The sequence below is a fragment of the Rhodopseudomonas sp. BR0G17 genome (assembly GCF_010907025.1).
Taxonomy (GTDB): Bacteria; Pseudomonadota; Alphaproteobacteria; order Rhizobiales; family Xanthobacteraceae; genus Rhodopseudomonas; species Rhodopseudomonas palustris_H.
The window spans coordinates 20,966-42,080 of the sequence record NZ_QUML01000020.1 but is presented as its reverse complement, the minus strand read 5'-3'; the positions used below and the strand labels follow the sequence as shown (position 1 = coordinate 42,080).

Genomic DNA, 21,115 nt, shown 5'->3' with positions numbered 1-21,115 from the left:
GATGGGATTCTTCACGTCACGATTGTTCTGGATCGCGCTGCTGGTGGTCGCAGTCGCCTCGACACTGCCGCTCTATGTCTCGGGCTACATTCTCGGCCTGCTGACGGTCGCGTTCTATTTCGGCGTATTCGCGATGGCCTGGGACCTGCTGTTCGGCTTCGCCGGCGAGGTCAATTTCGGTCCGACCTTCCTGATCGGCGTCGGCGCCTACACCGCCGGCATCATCAACAATCAATACGGCGTGTCGCCGTATTTCTGCATCTTCATCGGCGCGATGGCCTCGGTGGTCGCCGGCTTCATCCTGGCGCTGCCGGCGCTAAGGGTGCGCGGGCCGTATTTCGGCCTGACCACGCTGGTCGCAGTGCTGATGTTGCAGAACTTCATCGTGGTGTTTGCCGACCTCACCGGTGGTGAGATCGGACTGACCATTCCGGACGTCATCACCATCAACGCCGGCGCCAATTACTGGATCGCGCTCGGCTTCATGACGATGAGCGGCGCGATCCTGTACGGCCTGTCGCAATCGCCGATCGGCCTGGTGCTGCAGGCCTCGGGCCAGGATCCGGTGCAGGCAGGCGCACTCGGCTTCAACATCGTCAAGCACAAGCTGTTCGCCTTCGTGGTCAGTGCCTTCTTCTCCGGCCTGTCCGGCGCGCTGCTGGTGTTCTACTTCGGCACCGCCTCGGTCGGCACCGTGGTCGACGTCGCAGTCGGCGTGAACGTGATTGTCGCAGCCGTGCTCGGCGGACGACGCACCGTGATCGGCGCTGCGCTCGGCGCGGTGTTTCTGATCGTCGCCGGCGAATTCCTGCGTCCGACCGGCGAACTCGCCACCTTCATCGTCTCGGCGATCGCTCTGCTCGTCGTGCTGTTCTTCCCCGGCGGCTTCCTCGGAGCGGCCATGTCGCGTGAGGCCCGGACTTGATGGACGCCGTCACCAGCAACTTCGCTCCCACCCTCGAAGTCCGCGGTCTCACCAAACGGTTCGGCGGCCTCACCGCAGTCAAGAACCTGTCGTTCGACCTGCGTGCCGGCGAAATCTTCGGGCTGATCGGACCGAACGGGTCAGGCAAATCCACCGCGATGAAATCGATCATGGGGATCGAACGCCCGACCGCCGGCGAGGTCATGTTTCAGGGCGAGAACGTCGCCGGCCTGCCGGCGCACAAGATCGCCCGCAAGGGCTTCGGCATGGTGTTTCAGCATTCGCGGCCGCTGAATCGGCAGACCGTGCTGGAAAACATTATGGTGGCGCTGCTGCCGGACAGCCTGCTGGCGCTGTTTCACGATCGCGCGCTGGTCGAACGCGCCGAGGCGATTGCCGAACGTGTCGGCCTCGGCGCGGTGATGCGGCGGAAGCCGCCGACGCTGCCGTTCGCAGACTTGCGCCGCCTCGAATTGGCCAAGGCAATCGCGCGCGATCCCAAGGTGGTGCTGGTCGACGAGCCGTTCGCCGGCCTGACGCTGGCAGAGGTCGGCACTTTCTCCGAACTGATCGCCGGCTTCCGCGATGAAGGCCGTGCAGTGCTGCTGGTCGATCACAACGTCAAAAGCGTCGCCGCGCTGGTCGACCGCGTGCTGGCGATGTATCTCGGCGAAGAGATCTGCACCGGCGCCGCCGGCGAGGTGATGAAGAACGAGACCGTGCGCCGGGTGTATCTCGGCGGCGCGATCGAGACCTCAGCCCGGCCGGAGACCAGCTTTCACGACAAGGTGCCGCTGCTGCAGGTCGAGAACGTCAACGTGTTCTACGGCAAGGCGCAGGCGCTGGAGAACGTCTCGATCCACGTCCACGAGGGCGAGTTCGTCTCGGTGGTCGGCCTCAACGGCGCCGGCAAGACCACGCTGTTCAACACAATCTCCGGGCTCCTGCCCTACACCGGCGCGATCAAGCGCGGCGGCGAGCTGCTTCGCGGCACTTCGGCGGCCAAAATCGCCCGCGACGGCATCGTGCAGTGCCCGGAATCCCGCGAACTGTTCGGCGAGATGACGGTGCGCGAAAATCTCGATCTCGGTGGCTATCACCTCGCCGACGACGTCCGCGACAAACAGATCGAATGGCTGTTCGATCTGTTTCCGATCCTGCGGGAACGTCATGGTCAGCTCGCGCAGACCTTGTCCGGCGGCGAGCAGCAGATGCTCGCGATCGGCCGCGCGCTGATGATGCAGCCAAAGATCCTGATCCTGGACGAGCCGACGCTCGGGCTCGCGCCAGTGATCCTGGAGCAGCTGTCAAAGGCGCTGGAGAAGCTGCGCCAGACGTCGTCGATCACCGTGCTGCTCGGCGAACAGAACGTCACCTTCGCGCTGCCGCACGCGGACCGTGTCTATGTGCTCGAGCACGCCCGCATCGTTTGGGAAGGCGATCCGGCGCGCTTTGCCGCCGAGGCCGGAGAGGGCTATCTGTAACGGCGGCGTCCGGCCGAACCGGACTTCACCGAAGGGCACTCGATGGACCTGCATCTGCGCGGCAAGCGCGTCCTCATCACCGGCGCGTCGAAGGGCATCGGCGCCGCCGCGGCCGAAGCTTTCGCCGAGGAAGGCTGTCACCTGCGGCTCGCCGCCCGCAACAAGGATGCGCTGGAAGCCCTCGCCGCCCGGCTCCGCGACCAGCACGGCGTTGGCGTCGCAGTCCATGTCGCCGACCTGCGCAACAAGACAGACCTGTCGCAGCTCGCCGCTCAAGCGACCGATATCGACATCCTGGTCAACAATGCCGGCGATATTCCGCGCGGCACGATCGATGCGATCGACGACGCGACCTGGCGCCATGCGTGGGATCTGAAAGTGTTCGGCTTCATCGATCTCACCCGCTTGGTGTACGCGCAGATGAAGGCGCGCGGCGGCGGCGTTATCATCAACGACATCGGCGCAGCCGGCGAACGGCTCGACCCCGGTTATATCTGCGGCTCCGCTGGCAACGCTGCGCTGATGGCATTCACCCGGGCGCTCGGCAGCCGCAGCCTCGCCGACAACATCCGCGTCGTCGGCATCAACCCCGGCCCGGTCGGCACCGATCGCTATCTCGGGCGGATGAAGGGCCGTGCCAAAGCCGAACTCGGCGACGAGAGCCGCTACCTCGAACTGCAGAAAAACCTTCCGCTCGGCCGCCCGGCGCAGCCGCGCGAGATCGCCGACCTGATGGCCTATCTGGCGTCCGACCGGTCCGGCTACACCACCGGAGCAATCTTCTCGGTCGATGGCGGCCTCAGCGCGGGCTGGCCGGCCTGAACCGCAACGGCCGCGCCGGCCGCAACTCAGCCATGACGGTGCTGCCGCGCAGGCCTTTCGCCACAGCCGTGCCGCAACGGATCGTCAACCGCACGGGCGTCACAACGTCGCTGTTTGATTCAACGCAAGCGGCGCCGTCAGCGCCGCGGCGTATCAAATGACACCTGCAATCGGAGATTTCGCCATGGCCTCATCGCTCACCCCTCCCACATCTGAGCCCATGCCCGGTTTGCCGGTGCTGTCGCACATCCGCAAAGACTTCATCTGGGGCGTGTCGACGGCGAGCTTCCAGATCGAAGGCGCCGCCAACGAAGACGGCCGCGGCCAGAGCATCTGGGACGTGTACTGCCGCGCCGGCTACGTCGCCAACAACGACACCGGCGACGTCGCCTGCGATCACTATCATCGCTATCAGGAAGACGTCGCGCTGATGAAGGCGCTTGGGATTCAGGTGTATCGGTTTTCGATCGCCTGGCCGCGGATCTTCCCGCAAGGCACCGGCGCGATCAACGAGCCCGGCCTCGCCTTCTATGATCGCCTGATCGACGCGCTGGAAGCTGCCGGCATCGAGCCGTGGATCTGTCTGTATCACTGGGATCTGCCGCAAGCGCTGGAAGAGCGCGGCGGCTGGATGAATCGCGAGATCGTCGGCTGGTTCGCCGACTATGCCCGGGTGATCGGCGAGCGCTACGGAAAGCGGGTGAAGCATTTCGCGACCTTCAACGAGCCCGGCATCTTCAGCCTGTTCAGCCGCTCATTCGGCGCGCGCGACCGCAGCGCGGATGAGAAGCTGCATCGCTGGATTCATCACGTCAATCTGGCGCACGGCGCCGCCGTCGACGTGCTGCGCGAGACCGTCCCCGACGCCAAGATCGGATTGGTCACCAACTATCAGCCGGTGTACCCGTCGAGCGACAAGCCGGAAGATGTCGCCGAGGCCAAGCTGATCAGCGACTATTGGAATCGCGCTTTCGCCGACCCGCAGTATCGCGGCGAGTACCCCGACCTGATCCGCGACGCCATCAAGCCGTTCATCCAGCCCGGCGACATGGAGCGCATCCACCGGCCGCTCGACTGGTTCGGCCTGAACCATTACAGCCCCGTCTATATCAACTCAGATCCGAACGCGATCGTTGGCCTCGGCTGGGGCCCGAAGCCGGAAGGCATTCCGCGCTCACCGATCGACTGGACGATCGAGCCGGACGCCTTCCGCGATACGCTGATTGAGATCAGCCGCCGCTACGGCAAGCCGGTCTACGTCACCGAGAACGGCTACGGCAGCAATATCGAGAAACCCGACGCCAACGGCGAGGTGATCGACCCCGGCCGCATTGCCTTCCTGCGCGACTACATCACCGCGCTCGACCAGGCGGTCGCCGCCGGCGCCGATGTGCGCGGCTACATGGTCTGGTCGCTGCTCGACAACTTCGAATGGGAATCCGGCTACAGCGTCCGCTTCGGGCTGATCTACATCGACTATGCGACGCTGCGCCGGATCCCGAAGGCGTCGTTCAACTGGTTTGCCGACGTAATCCGCCACGCCCGCGGCGCGAGCGCCTGAAGCAGCAGGCGGGGCTTTTACGACGACGCCAATTCGCGCGACGCCTCGGCCGGCGTCGCCGGCGTGCGGTCCGGCATCGCATCGATTGCGGCCAGCAGGGCGGCGACGCGGTTGGCCGACGAGCGCCAGTCCGCCAACCGCTGATAATTGTCGACCAGCCAGTTCACCGCGCCCTGCACGGTGACGAACGCCGCCGCGCTCTGCGTCACCTCGCCGAGCGTCATCGCGCCGGCGAGATATTTCGGAAAGCACAGGAAATACGCGGCGACCGGCGCGAACAAGAAGTTGCTGTGCGACACCAGCGTCATGTCGACGAGCTGCCAGCACAGTTCGCGCCACGACCGCAGCACTTCCTGCAGACGCCGCGCCAGCTTCGCCATCCAAGCCTTCTCGTCGGCCTCGCTGGCGGGACGCCCGCCGCGCATCACCTCGGCTGCCGCCCGGAATTCCGCCTCGTTCTGATTGCGCCGCTCGCTGATGCTGGTCATGCGCCGGCCGAACCACAGCATCAGCGCGGTCATCAGAGTGGAATATCCGACCACACCTACCACGAGGTAGCCCGGGATCTCGGCGCGATGTCCGAATACGCTGATGTCGATGCTGCCGCCGACGCTCCACAGCACGCTGAAGAAGGTCAGCGCCGTCAGCACCGACGACAGAAACGCCAGGATCAGATCGACCGGGGAGTCGGTGGCGATCCGGACATCCTCGGCGAGGCGATATTCCGGGTTCTCGGCGCCGTGATCTGTACCATCGATTGGGACGTTGTGGTCCTTTCGCGACCAGCGCGCCAGGATTTCACATGTCATGGACTCGCGCCATTTGCGCTGCCCGGTCATGCGGCCCCACACCGAGGTCGCAGCGACCAGCACGCTGGTGGCGGCCAGCATCACGAATATCCCGGTCTGCGCCCACAAGGCGCCGGCATCACGTCGTTCGAGTGCATCGAAGAAATGCCGATTCCACAAATTGAGATAAAACTGAACCAGCAGTTGTGCGAGCACGACGCCGATCAGCACCACGATCAGGCCCGTGACGCGCGGCTTGCCGCTCAGCCAAAATCTGCGGGACAGCAGCCAGAACCCGGTCAGGTTGTGGCCGTTCGAGTCGTTATGTGAGAAGAGTCCCATGACGCGATATAAGGCCCGGACCGGCAGGTTGTGAAGCGGTCCGGGGTACCCATTGCGTCTAGTCTTGGTATCCGGTCCAAAAGCGCTGACGGTGATGTACTGATACCGCCGCGCGATCAACTCAGGGGAGTTACAGGGTGGCGGCAGATCAGGCGCTGGTAAAGGAAACCGCTTGTGCAGTGGTCGACAAGCTCAAGTCCGGCGAGGTGACGCCGATCGAGGTTCTCGACGTGCTGCAAGAGCGGATTGCCGAAGTCGACGGCGCCGTCAATGCTCTCCCCGCGCTGTGCTTCGATCGCGCGCGCGCTCACGCCGCCGAGCTGATGAAAAAACCGCCGGCGGAGCGCGGTCTTCTCGCCGGTCTGCCGGTGCCGATCAAGGATCTCACCGCGGTCGCAGGCGTGCTCACCACCCAGGGCTCGCCGATTTACAAGGACAATGTCCCGGCGCGCTCCGACCTGATGGTCGAGCATCTCGAAGCCAATGGCGGCATAGTCTACGCCAAGTCGAACACGCCGGAATTCGGCGCCGGCGCCAATACGTTCAACGAAGTGTTTGGCGCGACGCGCAACCCGTGGGATCTGTCGCGCTCGGCGGCCGGTTCGTCCGGCGGCGCCGCGGCGGCCCTTGCATCGGGCACCGCATGGCTGGCCCACGGCTCGGACATGGGCGGCTCGCTGCGCAATCCCGCGAGCTTCTGCGGCATCGTCGGTCTGCGCCCGAGCTTCGGCCGAGTCGCGCACACGCCGGCGGCGAAGATCGACCGCAATCTCGGCGTCCAGGGCCCGATGGCCCGCAATGTCGAGGACGTCGCGCTGCTGCTCGACGCGATGAGCGGTGAATACGCCGCCGATCCGCTGTCGATCCCCTCGCCCGCCACCTCATTCCTCGCTGCAGCGCGGTCGCGGCAGAAGCCGCTGCGCGTGGCATATTCGCCCGACCTCGGCATCACGCCGGTCGACCCGGAAGTCGCCGCCGTCACCCGCAAGGCGGCCGAACGCTTCGCCGAAGCCGGCGTGATTGTCGAAGAGGCGCAGCCGGATCTGTCCGAAGCGCATGAGTGCTTCCAGGCACTGCGCGCATTCGATTTCGCGATCAGCAAGGCCGACCTGCTGCGCACCAAGCGCGACCTGCTCAAGCCGGAAGTGATCTGGAATATCGAACAGGGCCTGAAGCTCAGCGTCGACGATCTCGCCAAGGCCGAGGCGCAGCGGGTGGCGATGGCGGCGCGCGCGATCGAGTTCTTCAAGACCTACGATCTGCTGCTGTGCCCGGCAACGATCACCGCGCCGTTCCCAGTCGAGCAGCGCTACCTCGCCGAATGCAACGGCCACACCTTCGGCAACTATGTCGAATGGCTCGGCATCGTCTATGCGATCACGCTGGTGTGCTGCCCGGCCCTGTCGCTGCCTTGCGGCTTCACCGCAACCGGGCTGCCGATCGGCCTGCAGATGGTGGCAAAACCGCGCAACGAAGCCGGCCTGCTCGCCGGCGCCGCCCTGCTCGAGGATATCCTCGGCCTAAAGAGCACGACCCCGATCGACCCGCGCCCGGCGCCTGCCAGCCTGTAGGCGCCCTCGGGACTGGCGGTTGCAACACGCTGTGCTACTCTCACGCGTGTTGCAACACCGATAGATCCGCCGACAAAGGCGGACGATAGGGAAACGCCAATGTCCGATCACCTAAGAGCGTCCGAGACGCTGAAAATCCACGTCGACCAGGACAAGTGTCAGGGCCATGCGCGCTGCAAAGCGCTGGCTCCTGAATTGTTCGAGCTCGATGACTATGGAAATGCCCACGAAACCGGCGACGGCACGGTGCCCACCGCGCTGATCGACCAGGCATGGCTGGCCAAGTCCAACTGCCCCGAGAATGCGATCGTCATCGACGAAGCTTGATCACTCCGCCTTCTCCCCGTTCGAGCGGCGCCAAGACCGCACCGACATTCAGCAGAGGAAACGCCAGACATGAGCGAACGCGCACCCGTCACCGACTGGGTCAATGACTTCGACCACACCGATCCGCGCTGGACCGAGAACCCCTACCCGATCTGGGACGAGCTGCGCTCGGCCAGTCCGCTGGTCCACACCGATCGGTTTCTCGGCTGCTACATGCCGACCACTTTCGCGGCAGTGAAAGAGATCTCCTACGACACCGATCACTTCTCGTCGCGGCGGATCATCGTCCGCAACGTCCGCTCGGCGTCACCGCCGCCGGCACCGCCGATCACTTCCGACCCGCCCGAGCACAAACCGGCCAAGCGGCTGCTGTTGCCACCGTTCACACCCGATGCGGTCGCCAAGCTCGAGCCGCGGGTGCGCGCGATCTGCAATGAACTGATCGACGCCTTCATCGAAGACGACGGCTGCGACGCCGCCACCGCCTACACCAAGCACATTCCGGTCAAGACGATCTGCCACATGCTCGGCATTCCGGAAGACGACAGCGACATCTTCATCCGCTGGATTCACGAGATCCTCGAACTCGGCATCAACGACGATGCCGTCCTGATGAAGGCGGTGTTCGAAATGAGCGCCTACTTTCACGGCCATATCGAGCACCGCAAGCAAAAGCCGACCGACGACCTGATCACCACGCTGATGAACGCCCGTGACGACAAGGGCGAGCCGCTGTCGGACGCGCATGTACTCGGCTCGCTTCGGCTGTTGCTGATCGCCGGCATCGACACCACCTGGAGCGCGATCGGCGCGGCGCTGTGGCACCTCGCCACGCATCCGGCCGACCGCGAACGGCTGCTGGCCGAACCCGAGCTGATGCCGACCGCGATCGAGGAGTTTCTGCGCGCCTACTCGCCCGTCACGATGGCCCGCGAAGTGATGAAGGAAACCTCGATCGCCGGCTGCCCGGTGAAGCCGGGCAACATGGTGCTGCTGTCGTTCCCCGCCGCTAACCGCGATCCATCGGTGTTTCCCGAGGCCGACCGCGTGATGATCGACCGCAAGGAGAATCCGCACGTTGCCTTCGGGCTCGGCATCCATCGCTGCGTCGGTTCCAATCTGGCGCGGATGGAGATGACGGTTGCGATCGAGGAGTGGCTGAAGCGGATTGCTTCGTTTAGGCTCGACCCGTCACAAAAAGTGCGCTGGTCGGAGGGCACAGTCCGGGGCCCGCGCAGCCTGCCGCTGCTGTTCGGCAAGCCGAGCTGAGCCCCGCCCGAAAGGTCGCTGATGTCCGACGATGCCGAACTGCCGCCGGAGTCCAAACTCACCCGCAGCAAGCAGCGCTGGGCGGCAGAAGGCAAATTTCTCACCGGCCGGCACGTCCGGCCGGATGAGCAACGGCTACCGCCGGGGCAGCATCTGGTCAAAGATTGGCCGGTGCTCGATCTCGGCCTGACGCCGCAAATCGGCCGCGACCGCTGGCGGCTCGACGTCTATGGCGCGGTGGCGCACCCGGTGTTTTGGGATTGGGCGCAGTTCATGGCCCAGCCGCAGGCCGACATCGTCTCCGATATTCATTGCGTGACCACCTGGTCGCGCTACGACAATCGCTGGCAGGGGCCCGCGACACGAACGCTGCTCGACGCCTGCCAGCCGACCGATGCCGCCCGCTACGTCGTGCTGCACAGCTACGACGGCTACACAACTAATCTATCGATCGAAGACTTCGCCGCCGCGGATGCGATGATCGCACACAGCTGGTCCGGCGCGCCGCTCGATCAGGAGCACGGCGGCCCGGTGCGTCTCGTCGTGCCTCATCTGTATTTCTGGAAGAGTGCGAAGTGGCTGCAGGCCATCGAATTCCGCGACGACGACGCGCCCGGCTATTGGGAGGTCCGCGGCTATCATAACCGCGGCGATCCATGGCAAGAGCAACGCTATTCGAGTGATTGACGCCGCGCCGGTCATTCCGGGGCGCGCCGACAGGCGCGAACCGGAATCTCGAGGTGCTCTGCACTTCTGGATTCCGGGTTCGCGCTCCGCGCGCCCCGGAATGACGATCTGTGGCGAAGAGAGTCCACCCGTCATTGCGAGCGAAGCGAAGCAATCCAGCCTCGTGCACTGAAGTGGATTGCTTCGCTTCGCTCGCAATGACGAAAAGACATCAGGAGTACTTAAGATGCCCACCGAACGTTTCCAATTTCCAGGCAGCGGCGGGCATCAACTCGCGGCGGCGCTTGATCTGCCGGATGCGCAGCCGCTGGCCTATGCGCTGTTCGCGCATTGCTTCACCTGCAGCAAGGACAACCTGGCGGCGCGGCGGATCTCGGCGGCGCTGGCGGCACGCGGCATCGCTGTCCTTCGCTTCGACTTCACCGGATTGGGCGCCAGCGAGGGAGAGTTCGAGAACGCGACGTTCTCCTCCAACGTCGCCGACCTCGTGCTGGCAGCCGATCATCTGCGGTCGTCGCATCGGGCGCCGTCGCTGCTGATCGGCCACAGCCTCGGCGGCGCTGCGGTGCTGGCGGCCGCGGCACAGATCCCGGAGGCGAAGGCAATCGCCACCATTGCGGCGCCGTCCGATCCGTCGCACGTCACCGGACTGTTTGCCGATCGTGTCGCTGCGATCCGCAGCGAGGGCAGTGTCGATGTTTCGCTTGCCGGCCGGACGTTCACGATCAAGCGTGAGTTTCTCGACGACATCGCCGAACACAATCTGATGGCCGAGATCGCCAAGCTGCACAAAGCGATGCTGATCCTGCACGCGCCGACCGACGACACCGTCGGCATCGACAACGCCACTAAGATCTTTCTTGCGGCGAAGCACCCGAAGAGCTTCGTCTCGCTCGATCACGCCGACCATCTGCTGAGCGAACGCCGTGACGCGACCTACGCGGCGAGCGTGATCGCCGCCTGGGCGCAGCGCTACATCGATGCCGAGACGCCGGCCCCGACCGCCGGTGCGCCGGAAGTGCCGCGCCTCGTCACCGTGCAGGAAACCGGCGACGGAAAGTTCCAGCAGCAGATCAGCGTCGGACCGCATCGTCTGCAGGCCGACGAGCCGGCCAGCGTCGGCGGCCGCGACAGCGGTCCGGGGCCGTACGATCTGCTGTTGTCCGCGCTCGGCGCCTGCACCTCGATGACGATGCGGCTCTATGCCGAACGCAAAGCGCTGCCGCTCGATCGCGTCACGGTGACGCTGAGCCACGCCAAGATCCACGCTGAGGATTGCGCCGAATGCGAAACCAAGGTCGGGCTGCTCGACCGCATCGAACGGGTGATCGGCATGGAGGGCGATCTCTCCGCCGAGCAGCGCGCCAAGCTGATCGAGATCGCCGACAAGTGCCCGGTGCATCGCACCCTCACCTCGGAAGTCAGCATCATCACGCGCAGCACCGATTGACGCTGCCGGCCGCTTCCCCGACACTGCCGAAAAACAACATCAGGGAGGCGGCGATGCCGGCAGTGGCGCGGATCGATCCGAAAACGATCTTCACGTCCGACGAATGGGCGCGGCTGACGCATCGGAGCTCGGCTCGCGGCGTGTGGCTGGTGGCCCATGCCTGGGGCTGTATCGCTCTCGCCGTCGCGCTGGTGACGATCTGGCCGAACCCGCTGACCTGGCTGATCGCGGTGATGATCGTCGGCACCAGGCAGCTCGGCCTCGCCATCCTGATGCACGAGGCGGCGCATGGCGGGCTGCACCGCAATCCGAAGCTCAACGAGGCGATCGGGCAATGGCTGTGCGCGGTGCCGGTCGGCGCCGATCTGCCGGCGTATCGGCGCTATCATCTGCAGCATCACAAATACACCCAGCAGCCCGAAGATCCGGATCTGGTGCTGTCGGCGCCGTTCCCGATCAGCAAGGATAGCTTCACCCGCAAGGCGATCCGCGACCTCACCGGGCAGACCTTCGTCAAGCAGCGGCTGCCGGCGTTGAAGGCGCTGTTTGCGCCGGCGGACAGCGGCGCGCCGAAGCACGACAGCTTCGTCGCCAGCGGCAAGGCGCGTACCCAACGCTTCCTCGCGGCCAACGCCGTGTTGCTGGTGCTGTTCTGGCTGGCCGGCGCCGGCATTTGGTTCGTCGGCATCTGGCTAGGGGCGATGGCGACTTGGCTGCCGCTGGTGACGCGGGTGCGCAACATCGCCGAACACGCCTGCACCGCGACCGGCGCCGATCCGTTCAGCCAGGCGCGCACCACGCTGGCCAATCCGCTGGAGCGCGCGCTGATCGCGCCGTACTGGGTCAACTACCACGCCGAGCATCACCTGTTCATGTACCTGCCCTGCTACAACCTTCCCGAAGCGCATCGGCTGCTGCAGCAAAAGGGCTTGCTGGACCGCGTCACCGTGGCGCCGTCGTATCGCGACGTGCTGAAGCTGGCGACGACGCGGCCACGCGCGGTGGCAGCGGAGTAGCTGCGCGGCGGCTGCTCGGATCAGCGCCGGACGACTCTTTGTCGTCACCCCTCGCCTCCTTCATCACCCCTTTCTCCGTCGTCATCCCATTTTCCGTCGTCATCCCCCGCGCATGCGGGGACCCAGTATTCCAGAGCGCCTGTGGTGCAACTTCCGCACGGCGCAACGAGCGCTCTGGGATACTGGATCGTCCGGACGAGCCGGACGATGACAGTTATGGCTGGAGCGAGCGCTCCGCTCTGCCCTGCCGCGACCATCGATTCAAATCCCCACAGCCATGCCTGCGCGGTCTTGCGGCGCCAGCGGCGTCCGAGTTGTACGCCCGTCGCTATCGCAGCGAGGGGCGGATCATCGCGTGGTCGCGCGACGAGACGGTCACCGCCGGCGCTTCAACGCCGCCGGACCCCGATAGTGTAGGACGGCCGCTGCGTGGCTTCGCGCTGGCTTCGGATCAGGCGCAGATCGTCGTCGAGGTAGATGTTCTGCATCATCGGCTTGGCCTGGAACGACTTCGCCAGCCGCTTCGCTGATGCCGCATCGAGGCCGCTGAGGTCGGGAACGCCCAGCGTGGCGTTCGGAGCTTCGGCGTGATCGAGCTTCTGTGCCAGCACCGCATCGAACCAGGCTTCGGCGTCGTCGATGCTGAGGCCTTCGTCGCGCCGCCCGCGCGCGACCTCGATTCCGATATTCTCGATCAGCCACCGCCCGTCCGCGACTTCGAACCGCTGCACCAGCATCAGGTTGCAGGCGAGGCCAAGCGGTGTGAGCCTGTGCAGCAGCGCGTTCTGGTGCCCCGGCGCATGGTGCGCGACGTTGGCGTAGAAGCCGCGGTCACGGAAGATCTGGTAGGACTGCGAGGGAATCCGGCCCGGCAGCGCATGGTGAAACGGGATGGTCGACCACACCGGCGTCCACACTCCGATCACCGCCGCGACCTGATCCTCGGCGCGCGGATGCGGATTGCGCCGCGTCAGTTCGTCGACATAGGGCGCGAGCGGACCGTCCAGCAGTGCGAGCTTTTCGCTCAGCAGCTTGTTGTCCTGCCCTTCGACCAGTTGCAGCAGCCGGGTCTTGAGGGCCTGCGTACTCAGCATCGCGAGATCGGCGCCGTTCACCTTGTCCAGCATCGGCAGGGTCTCCGGTCAGAGCGAACGTCGCACCAGCTCGGCGGACCGCTCTTGCCGCTCCGCCGGGGTAGCCGGTCCCCGCTCGATCGGAGCAACCGGCGGACCTTCAACCATCGCCGGAGTAGCAAGGTTCCTGTTTGGAAACCGGTATAATAAGCGGGTGAACCGTGCGGGCGACGTGATGAGTTGGCCGGCGGCGAAACGTCCGGCGGCTTCGACGTGATACCGGGTCGAGAGAATTAATCGGGTCTGATGATCACCCGGTCGCGCGATGAGCCTGCCACTGCACGATACGCGGCCTGTGCTTGATCGAGCGGATAGACCGCCCCATCGACGATCGGGAACGGCTTGAGATGGCCGCCGGCGAAACCGTCGCCGAGCGAGCGCAGCACCTCGCCGGTCGCGATCGAGGAGAACGCCAGCGTGTCGATGCCGACGTAAGTATGTTGGCCGCGATAGAAGGCAAGAATGTCGAACTCGACGATCCGGTGCACGGCGGCGATCAGGATCTGCCGGCCGCGCAGCGCCAGGCACTGGTTCGCCGCCTTGAAGTACGGATCGCCGACGGTGTTGAACACCACATCGGCGCCCTTGCCGCCGGTGAGCTCACGCACCTTGGCGGCGACGTCGGTGGACGATGAGTCGATGATCTCCACCGGCGCGGTGGCATGGCCCGCATAGGCTTCCGCCTTGCGCACCACACCGATCACCCGCGCGCCGCGCCAGCTCGCGATCTGCGCGGCCGCCTGCCCGACCTTGCCGTTGATGCCCATGATCACCAGCGTCTCGCCGGCCGCGAGCGCGGCGCGGCGCAGGCCTTCGGTCGCGGTGACGAACGGCACGCCGATGCCGGCGGCCTCTTCCCACGACACACTCGCGGGCTTCTCGACCAGCGCGTCGGCCTCCACGATCAAGTGGCTCGCATGGGTGCCGTCGCGGCGGATGCCGAGATCGCCGGACGAGCCGAACACATCGCGGCCGGTCCATTCGGCCGGACCGTCGATTACCCGGCCGGCGAAATCGCGGCCCGGCGTGCGCGGAAACACCGCGTACGGCATCAGCCCGGTCGCGGCCTTGACGTCGGATGGATTGACCGCCGCCGCCTTCACCTCGATCAGCACCTCCGAAGCGGCACGCCGCGACAGCCGCAGGGGCTCGATGACCGGCTCGATCGCCGCGACATCAGCGGCCTTGTGGTGCAGGCGAACGCAACGTGCCTCGATCGACATAGCAGCGGTAACAGAAGAATCGGACATGGTGACGGTCTCGGCAGGAAAACGGCGCCGCGCGCGAGCGGCACCGCGTTGTGCCAGATTCCGCCGCGCCGGGCTATGCTGCCGGCCGGGAGCTCATCGTCAACAGGTCATAGCGCGCCACCGGTTCGCCGTTCTGGTTGACGACCTCGACGTCCCAGCGCACCTCGCCATATTCCGGCCGCCGCGCCGGCGATTTCTGCTTCACGGTGAGCTTCACCTTGATGCTGTCGTCGGGCGAGACGGGTTTCAGGAAGCGCAGATTGTCGAGGCCGTAATTGGCGAGCAGCGGGCCCGGCGCGGGATCAACGAACAGGCCGGCGGCAAATGCCAGGATCAGATAGCCGTGGGCGACACGGCCGGGGAAGAACGGATTGGCCTTGGCTGCCGCCTCGTCCATGTGGGCGTAGAAGGTGTCGCCGGTGAAATGCGCGAAGTGCTCGATGTCTTCGAGCGTAATCGGCCGGCTTGCGGTCTCGATGCTCTGGCCGATTTCGAGCTGATTGTAGTTCAGCTTGAACGGATGCACCTCGGCGGCCGGCGCCGGCGCGCCGCGTGTCCAGGTGCCGGTGAGGCGCGCAAGACGACGCGGCGAGCATTGGATCGCGGTGCGCTGCATGTAGTGATACACGCTGCGCAAGCCGCCGAGCTCCTCGCCACCCCCGGCGCGCCCCGGACCGCCGTGCAGAAGCGCCGGCAGCGGCGTGCCGTGGCCGGTGGATTCTGCCGCATCGTCGCGGTCGACGATCAGCAGACGGCCGTGGAACGGCGCCAGACCGAGGATCATTTGCTCGGCGATCGTATCGTCATAAGTGAAGAGCGACGCCACCAGGCTGCCCTCGCCGCGACGCACCAGCTCGATCGCCTGCGCGACATCGTCATAGGCCAGCACGGTCGCGACCGGGCCGAACGCCTCGGTGGCGTGAACGTGGCTGGCCTGCATCGGCTCGCGCGCGCGGAGCAACACCGGCGATAGGAAGGCGCCAGCCTGGGTGTCGATGCCCGCACCTTCGCAAACGTTCGGATCGCCATACACGATCTCGGCCTCGCTCTGTAGCGTCGCGATCGCGGCGCGCACCGCCTCGCGCTGGCTGCGACTGACCAAGGGGCCCATCGCCTTGTCGTCGCGGCGCGGATCGCCGAGCCTGACGTCGGCGGGCTTGGCCTTCAGCGCCTCGACCACTGCGGCCTCCTGCGCGCGCGGCACCAGCACGCGGCGGATCGCGGTGCACTTTTGCCCGGCCTTGGCGGTCATCTCGCGCACGATCTCGCGGACGAACAGATCGAACTCCGGATCGGCCGGCGTGATGTCGGGGCCGAGGATTGCGGCATTCAGCGAGTCGCGCTCGGCGATGAAGCGGATCGAATGGCGGGCGACGTTCGGATGCGCGCGCAGCTTCTCCGAGGTCTGCAGCGAGCCGGTGAAGGCAATCACGTCCTGGCCGTTCAGATGATCGAGCAGATCACCAAGGCCGCCGCAGACAAGCTGCAGCGCGCCTTGCGGCAGCAGCTTCGACTCGTCGATCAACTTGACCAGCGCCTCCGCCACATAGGCCGTCGCCGTCGCTGGCTTGGCGATCACCGGCACGCCCGCCAGCAGCGCCGGCGCGAGCTTTTCCAGCACCCCCCAGCACGGGAAATTGAACGCATTGATATGCACCGCGACGCCGTGCAACGGCGACAGGATGTGCTGGCCGACGAAGCTGCCGCGCTTCGACAAAGCCTCGACCTCGCCCTCGGTGATGAAATTCGCATCCGGCAATTCGCGGCGGCCGCGCGACGCGAACGCCGCGAGCGTGACGAGACCACCGTCGATGTCGATCGCGTTGTCGCGGCGGTTGGCGCCGGTGTCGGCGGCGAGCGCGTAGAGCTGTTCCTTGCGCTCGCCCAAGTAAACGCCGAGCGCCTTCAACATATCGGCGCGCTGATGAAACGTCATCGCCCGCAGCTTCGGCCCACCGACTTGCCGGGCATACCGGACGATGGCCGCGAAATCGAGTCCCGCGCTGGACGCACGCGCCACGACGCGGCCGTCGATCGCGCTCGGAATATCGACCAGCCCGGCCGCCGGCGTCTCCCAACGATCGCAGGCGAGGCTTTGCAGGATGGCGGTCATGGCGTCTCTCCCCGACGTGTGGTCCGCGATCGCGGCGCGGTTTGACGTCCGCGCCGGCCGTTGACACGATGATTGCTTGGGCTAATAATTGACTGACCGATCGTTCAATTCAAGAGGCTTTGCGAAAGCCCGCGACGTGAGGGAGAGAAACGTGACCGACCTGATCGCCGATCAGGCGTCGTGGCCTTGTGCCATGTCGCTGTCATGCGCTTGCAGGAGCCCGCAGTGACCGTGGCGGCTCCGCAGACGCAGGCCGAACCATCGCCGGACCAACTGGCGCGAGCCTGCGCCGACGCGATGTGGGCGAACGATCACGCCAGCAAGGCGCTCGGCATGGAGATCGTCGAGATCGGCGCCGGGGTCGCGACGCTGGCGATGACGGTGACCACCGACATGGTCAATGGCCACGGCATCGCCCATGGCGGCTTCATCTTCACCCTCGCCGACTCGGCCTTCGCCTACGCCTGCAACTCCTACAACGACTCGACCGTCGCGGCGCAGGGAGCGATCACCTTCATTCGCCCCGGCAAACTCGGCGCCCGGCTGGTCGCCACCGCGCGCGAAGTGTCGCGCTCCGGCCGCAGCGGCATCTACGACGTCCGCGTCACCTCGGGTTCGACGGTGATCGCCGAATTCCGCGGCCATTCGCGCTCGATCGGCGGCACGCTGGTGCCCCCGCAACAACCAGACCCACGCTGAGGGAGGAGACGGCGATGGCCGCAACCGTGCACCAGATCAAGCCGGGCACCTACAATCCCGAACTCGACGACGCCGAACGCGCCTCGCGCGATGAGATCGTCGCGCTGCAGACCAAGCGGCTGGCCTGGTCGCTGAAGCACGCCTACGACAACGTCGCGCACTACAAAGCGGCGTTCGACCGCAAGGGCGTGCATCCGTCGGACTTCCGCGAGCTTTCCGATCTGTCGAAGTTTCCGTTCACGGTGAAGACCGATCTGCGCGACAACTACCCGTTCGCGATGTTCGCGGTACCGCGCGAAAACCTGGTGCGCGTCCACGCCTCGTCCGGCACCACCGGCAAGCCGATCGTGGTCGGCTACACGCAGAAGGACATCGACACCTGGGCGACCGTGATGGCGCGCTCGCTGCGCGCCGCCGGCGCGCGGCGCGGCATGATCATTCACAACTCCTACGGCTATGGCCTATTCACCGGCGGCCTCGGCGCGCATTACGGCGGCGAAAAGCTCGGCTGCACCGTGGTTCCGGTGTCCGGCGGCATGACCGAACGGCAGGTGCAGCTGATCAACGACTTCCGCCCCGACGTTATCACCGTGACGCCGAGCTACATGCTGGCGATCCTCGATGAATTCAAACGCCAGGGCCTCGACCCGCGGCAGTCGTCGCTGAAGTACGGCGTGTTCGGTGCCGAGCCGTGGACCAATGCGATGCGCGCCGAGATCGAGCAGGCGTTCGACATGGACGCGACCGACATCTACGGGCTGTCGGAAGTGATCGGTCCCGGCGTCGCGCAGGAATGCGTCGAGACCAAGGACGGCCTGCACATCTGGGAGGATCACTTCTATCCGGAAGTGATCGATCCCGAGACCGGCGACGTGCTGCCCGATGGCGAGAAGGGCGAATTGGTGTTCACCTCGCTGACCAAGGAAGCCTTCCCGGTGATCCGCTATCGCACCCGCGACCTGACGCGGCTGCTGCCCGGCACCGCGCGGCCCGGGATGCGGCGGATGGAGAAGATCACCGGCCGCTCCGACGACATGATCATTCTGCGCGGCGTCAACGTGTTTCCGACCCAGATCGAGGAATTGCTGCTCGGCACCGACTGGTGCGGCGGTCACTTCATCATCGAGCTGACGCGCGAAGGCCGGATGGACGAGATGACGGTGCTGGCCGAAGCGCGGCCCGAAAGCTGGGACGGCGTCGGGCTGGTGCCGCACGCCGAACGCGTCGCGCACCTGATCAAGAACACCATCGGCATCTCGACCACCATCAAGGTGGTGCCGCCCGACACGCTGGAGCGCTCGCTCGGCAAAGCCCGGCGCGTGTTCGACAAGCGGCCGAAGGGTTAGCGCGCGCTACAAGGCCTTGCGAAAGGTCAGGTTGATCCGCTGCCGGCCGAGCAGCGGATGCTCGCCTTCCTTCAGCGTCAGCACGCCGTGATACACCAGCCGCGACGGGCCGCCCCATACCAGCACATCGCCGTGGCGCAGCTCGTAGCGTCGCGGCTTGTCGCTGCGGGCCATGCCGCCGAACTGAAAGGTCGCCGGCAGGCCGAGCGACACCGACACGATCGGCGCCGAGAAATCGGCTTCGTCCTTGTCCTGATGCAGCGCCATCTTGGCGCCGGGCACGTAGCGGTTGATCAGGCAGGCGTCGGGATCGAAGCCGGCAAAGCCGATCTCGGCGGCGGCGCGTTGCGCAAGATCGCGGAGCACCGCGGGCATCTCCGGCCACGGCGTCGCGCTGTCCGGATCGGTCGGTGAGTAGCGATAACCGCGGCGGTCGGTGACCCAGCCGACCGAGCCGCAGCTGGTCATCGCCACGCTCATGGTGTGACCGCCCGGCGTCATCATGTGCCGGAATGGTGCGCGCGCCACCACCGCGTCGATCGCGGCGAGCAGGTCTCGGTCATTGGCACGGGCGAAGCCGCTCAGCAGCGCAGCGCCCGGCGCGATGTCCTCCCGCCGCGGCGCGTCGTCGAGACCGTCGAACAGATCCGCTGTCACGCCCCGCTCCTCTTCCCATCACCGCCGAAACGCCAATCGCTCGTTTCCGCCGCAAGATCGATGAAAGCCCGGACCTTCGCCGACAACAGGCGCGAGGTCGGATACACGATCGCAATCGGCAGCGGCGGCACTTCGTAGTCCGCCAGCACGATCTGCAGCCGACCCGCGGCGATCGCGTCCGCCGCCTGATAGGCCAGCACCCGTGTCAGACCGCCGCCCCGCTCGGCATCCAGGATCGCGACGTCCGCGACATTGCTGATAAGGCGTGGCGTGCAGGCGATCCGAATATCGCGACCATCGACGACGAAGTGCCAGCCGACCGGCGCGCCGGTCTGCCCAAAATGGATCACATCGTGCGCCGCGATCTCTGTCGGCGTCGCCGGAATGCCGCGCGCCGCCAGATAGTCCGGGGACGCCACCACGATGCGTCGCATCGCACCGAGTTGCCGCGCCACTAAACTCGAATCCGCCAGATGCCCGATCCGGACCGCGCAATCGACGCCGTCCTCGACCAGGTTGATCATCAGGTCCGACAGCCGCAATTCGCCGGTCACCTCCGGATAACGCCGCAGATAGTCTGACAGCAGCGGCGCGACATAACGCCGGCCGAAACCGACGGGCGCGGAAACCACCAGCCGGCCGGAGGGCGTGACGCGCTCGGCCGCGGCCGACGTATCGGCTTCTTCAACATCGGCCAGAATCCGGCGTACCCGCTCCAGATAGCGGGCCCCCGTATCGGTGAGCGCGACCGAACGGGTCGTCCGCTGCAACAGCCGGGTGCCGAGACGTTCTTCCAGCGCGGCGACCATCCGGGTCACCGCCGAGGGCGACAGCCCGAGCTTTCGCGCGGCCGGTGCGAAGCCTTGAAGGTCGGCGACCGCGACGAACGCCGTCATTGTGTCCAATCGGTCCATGCCATCATTTCAGAACGCGCAACAATGAAGTGTCAAATCAACTGATTGTTCTGGCTAGGGGGAAGAACGATCTGTTCGGGGACATCAAGCAGGAGGGTCACATGGCCGAAGCCCAGCACGTCTCCAGCGACATCGCCTTCACGCCGACCGTCAAGGCAATCCAGGCTCGCAAGGGATCGCGCGACGCCTATGCCCGCGTCGAGCGCAACGGCGGTTGGTCGACCACGATCGACGACAATCTGGCCGCCTTCCTGCGCACCCAGACCAGCGTGCTGCTCGCCACCGCCAGCGCCGATGGGCAGCCCTACATCCAGCATCGCGGCGGGCCCGCCGGCTTCCTTCACGTGCTCGACGAGCACACCATCGGTTTGGCCGACTTCAAGGGCAATCAGCAGTTCATCACCCAAGGCAATCTGGCCGAAAACCCGAAAGCCTATCTGTTCGTGATCGACTATGCGCACCGCCGCCGCATCAAGATCTGGGGCCGCGCCAAGGTGATCGAGGGTGATCCTGAGCTGATCGCGCGGCTGATGCCGAAGGGCTACAAGGCAAGGCCCGAACAGGCGATCCTGTTCGAGGTTGCGGCCTGGGACAGCAATTGCCCGCAGCACATCCCGCAGAAATTCGATGCGGCCGACGTCGCCGCGGCGATCACGTCGCGCGACATCCGGATCGCCGAGCTGGAGGCGCTGCTCGCCGCGGCCACGAAGGCGCGGGAATAATGATGGGGCGATCCGCCCAAGCGGCGGTTTCCCGCCCGG

19 protein-coding genes are annotated in these 21,115 nt (G+C 65.9%); 13 read left to right on the top strand and 6 right to left on the bottom strand.

The window, feature by feature from the left end:
• Position 1 precedes the first annotated feature (1 nt).
• The 4 genes from DY467_RS16090 (at position 2) to DY467_RS16075 (ending at position 4,792) form a co-directional block, all read left to right on the top strand.
• Positions 2–925: a branched-chain amino acid ABC transporter permease gene (locus tag DY467_RS16090; protein ID WP_164637445.1), complete on the top strand. Its 924-nt coding sequence runs from the start codon at positions 2–4 to the stop codon at positions 923–925.
• The gene (locus DY467_RS16085) at positions 925–2,409 is read left to right on the top strand and encodes an ATP-binding cassette domain-containing protein (protein ID WP_164637443.1); all 1,485 of its coding nucleotides are present in this window, start codon (positions 925–927) and stop codon (positions 2,407–2,409) included. Before DY467_RS16090 ends, DY467_RS16085 begins: the two co-directional genes overlap by 1 nt.
• A 42-nt stretch (positions 2,410–2,451) precedes the next feature.
• Positions 2,452–3,231: an SDR family oxidoreductase gene (locus tag DY467_RS16080; protein ID WP_164571307.1), complete on the top strand. Its 780-nt coding sequence runs from the start codon at positions 2,452–2,454 to the stop codon at positions 3,229–3,231.
• 184 nt (positions 3,232–3,415) lie between these two features.
• Positions 3,416–4,792 carry a GH1 family beta-glucosidase gene (locus tag DY467_RS16075; RefSeq protein ID WP_164571306.1) on the top strand — a complete coding sequence of 459 codons (1,377 nt, stop codon included), beginning with the start codon at positions 3,416–3,418 and terminating at the stop codon, positions 4,790–4,792.
• 17 nt (positions 4,793–4,809) lie between these two features.
• Here DY467_RS16075 and DY467_RS16070 read toward each other — a convergent pair whose 3' ends face one another.
• Entirely contained in the window at positions 4,810–5,922 is a 1,113-nt protein-coding gene (locus DY467_RS16070; RefSeq protein ID WP_164571305.1) for an SbmA/BacA-like family transporter, read from the bottom strand.
• Between the two features lie 137 nt (positions 5,923–6,059).
• Between DY467_RS16070 and DY467_RS16065 the strand changes: the two genes are divergently transcribed.
• The 6 genes from DY467_RS16065 to DY467_RS16040 all read left to right on the top strand — a co-directional run bounded on the left by DY467_RS16065 (position 6,060) and on the right by DY467_RS16040 (position 12,242).
• Positions 6,060–7,493, top strand: coding sequence for an amidase (locus DY467_RS16065; protein ID WP_164637441.1), 1,434 nt, complete (start codon positions 6,060–6,062; stop codon positions 7,491–7,493).
• Between the two features lie 99 nt (positions 7,494–7,592).
• Positions 7,593–7,820 carry a ferredoxin gene (locus DY467_RS16060; protein WP_107343710.1) on the top strand — a complete coding sequence of 76 codons (228 nt, stop codon included), beginning with the start codon at positions 7,593–7,595 and terminating at the stop codon, positions 7,818–7,820.
• Positions 7,821–7,889: 69 nt separating this feature from the next.
• The gene (locus DY467_RS16055; RefSeq protein WP_164637440.1) at positions 7,890–9,089 is read left to right on the top strand and encodes a cytochrome P450; all 1,200 of its coding nucleotides are present in this window, start codon (positions 7,890–7,892) and stop codon (positions 9,087–9,089) included.
• A 21-nt stretch (positions 9,090–9,110) separates the two neighbouring features.
• On the top strand, positions 9,111–9,776 hold the full coding sequence (locus tag DY467_RS16050) for a sulfite oxidase-like oxidoreductase (protein ID WP_164637438.1): 666 nt from the start codon (positions 9,111–9,113) through the stop codon (positions 9,774–9,776).
• A 226-nt stretch (positions 9,777–10,002) separates the two neighbouring features.
• Positions 10,003–11,226, top strand: coding sequence for a bifunctional alpha/beta hydrolase/OsmC family protein (locus DY467_RS16045; protein ID WP_164637436.1), 1,224 nt, complete (start codon positions 10,003–10,005; stop codon positions 11,224–11,226).
• Between the two features lie 53 nt (positions 11,227–11,279).
• Complete coding sequence (locus DY467_RS16040; RefSeq protein ID WP_164637434.1) at positions 11,280–12,242, top strand: fatty acid desaturase family protein; 963 nt, start codon at positions 11,280–11,282, stop codon at positions 12,240–12,242.
• A gap of 389 nt (positions 12,243–12,631) precedes the next feature.
• Here DY467_RS16040 and DY467_RS16035 read toward each other — a convergent pair whose 3' ends face one another.
• From DY467_RS16035 to paaZ, 3 genes are all read right to left on the bottom strand, one after another.
• Complete coding sequence (locus DY467_RS16035) at positions 12,632–13,369, bottom strand: hypothetical protein (RefSeq protein WP_164637432.1); 738 nt, start codon at positions 13,367–13,369, stop codon at positions 12,632–12,634.
• Between the two features lie 239 nt (positions 13,370–13,608).
• Positions 13,609–14,625 (bottom strand): quinone oxidoreductase family protein, encoded by a 1,017-nt coding sequence (locus tag DY467_RS16030; protein ID WP_164637430.1) that lies wholly within the window; start codon positions 14,623–14,625, stop codon positions 13,609–13,611.
• 73 nt (positions 14,626–14,698) lie between these two features.
• A complete protein-coding gene (paaZ, locus tag DY467_RS16025) occupies positions 14,699–16,738 on the bottom strand; it encodes a phenylacetic acid degradation bifunctional protein PaaZ (RefSeq protein ID WP_164637428.1) in 2,040 nt (679 codons plus the stop codon).
• Between the two features lie 225 nt (positions 16,739–16,963).
• Between paaZ and paaI the strand changes: the two genes are divergently transcribed.
• Both paaI and paaK read left to right on the top strand, forming a co-directional pair.
• Positions 16,964–17,437, top strand: coding sequence for a hydroxyphenylacetyl-CoA thioesterase PaaI (paaI, locus tag DY467_RS16020; RefSeq protein ID WP_164637426.1), 474 nt, complete (start codon positions 16,964–16,966; stop codon positions 17,435–17,437).
• 14 nt (positions 17,438–17,451) lie between these two features.
• A complete protein-coding gene (paaK, locus tag DY467_RS16015) occupies positions 17,452–18,783 on the top strand; it encodes a phenylacetate--CoA ligase PaaK (RefSeq protein WP_164637424.1) in 1,332 nt (443 codons plus the stop codon).
• A gap of 6 nt (positions 18,784–18,789) precedes the next feature.
• Here paaK and alkB read toward each other — a convergent pair whose 3' ends face one another.
• A complete protein-coding gene (gene alkB, locus DY467_RS16010) occupies positions 18,790–19,440 on the bottom strand; it encodes a DNA oxidative demethylase AlkB (RefSeq protein ID WP_164637422.1) in 651 nt (216 codons plus the stop codon).
• Positions 19,437–20,354: a LysR family transcriptional regulator gene (locus DY467_RS16005; protein WP_164637420.1), complete on the bottom strand. Its 918-nt coding sequence runs from the start codon at positions 20,352–20,354 to the stop codon at positions 19,437–19,439. Before DY467_RS16005 ends, alkB begins: the two co-directional genes overlap by 4 nt.
• 101 nt (positions 20,355–20,455) lie before the next feature.
• Here DY467_RS16005 and DY467_RS16000 point away from each other — a divergent pair, with 101 nt between their 5' ends.
• Positions 20,456–21,076: a pyridoxamine 5'-phosphate oxidase family protein gene (locus DY467_RS16000; RefSeq protein WP_164637418.1), complete on the top strand. Its 621-nt coding sequence runs from the start codon at positions 20,456–20,458 to the stop codon at positions 21,074–21,076.
• Positions 21,077–21,115 lie beyond the last annotated feature (39 nt).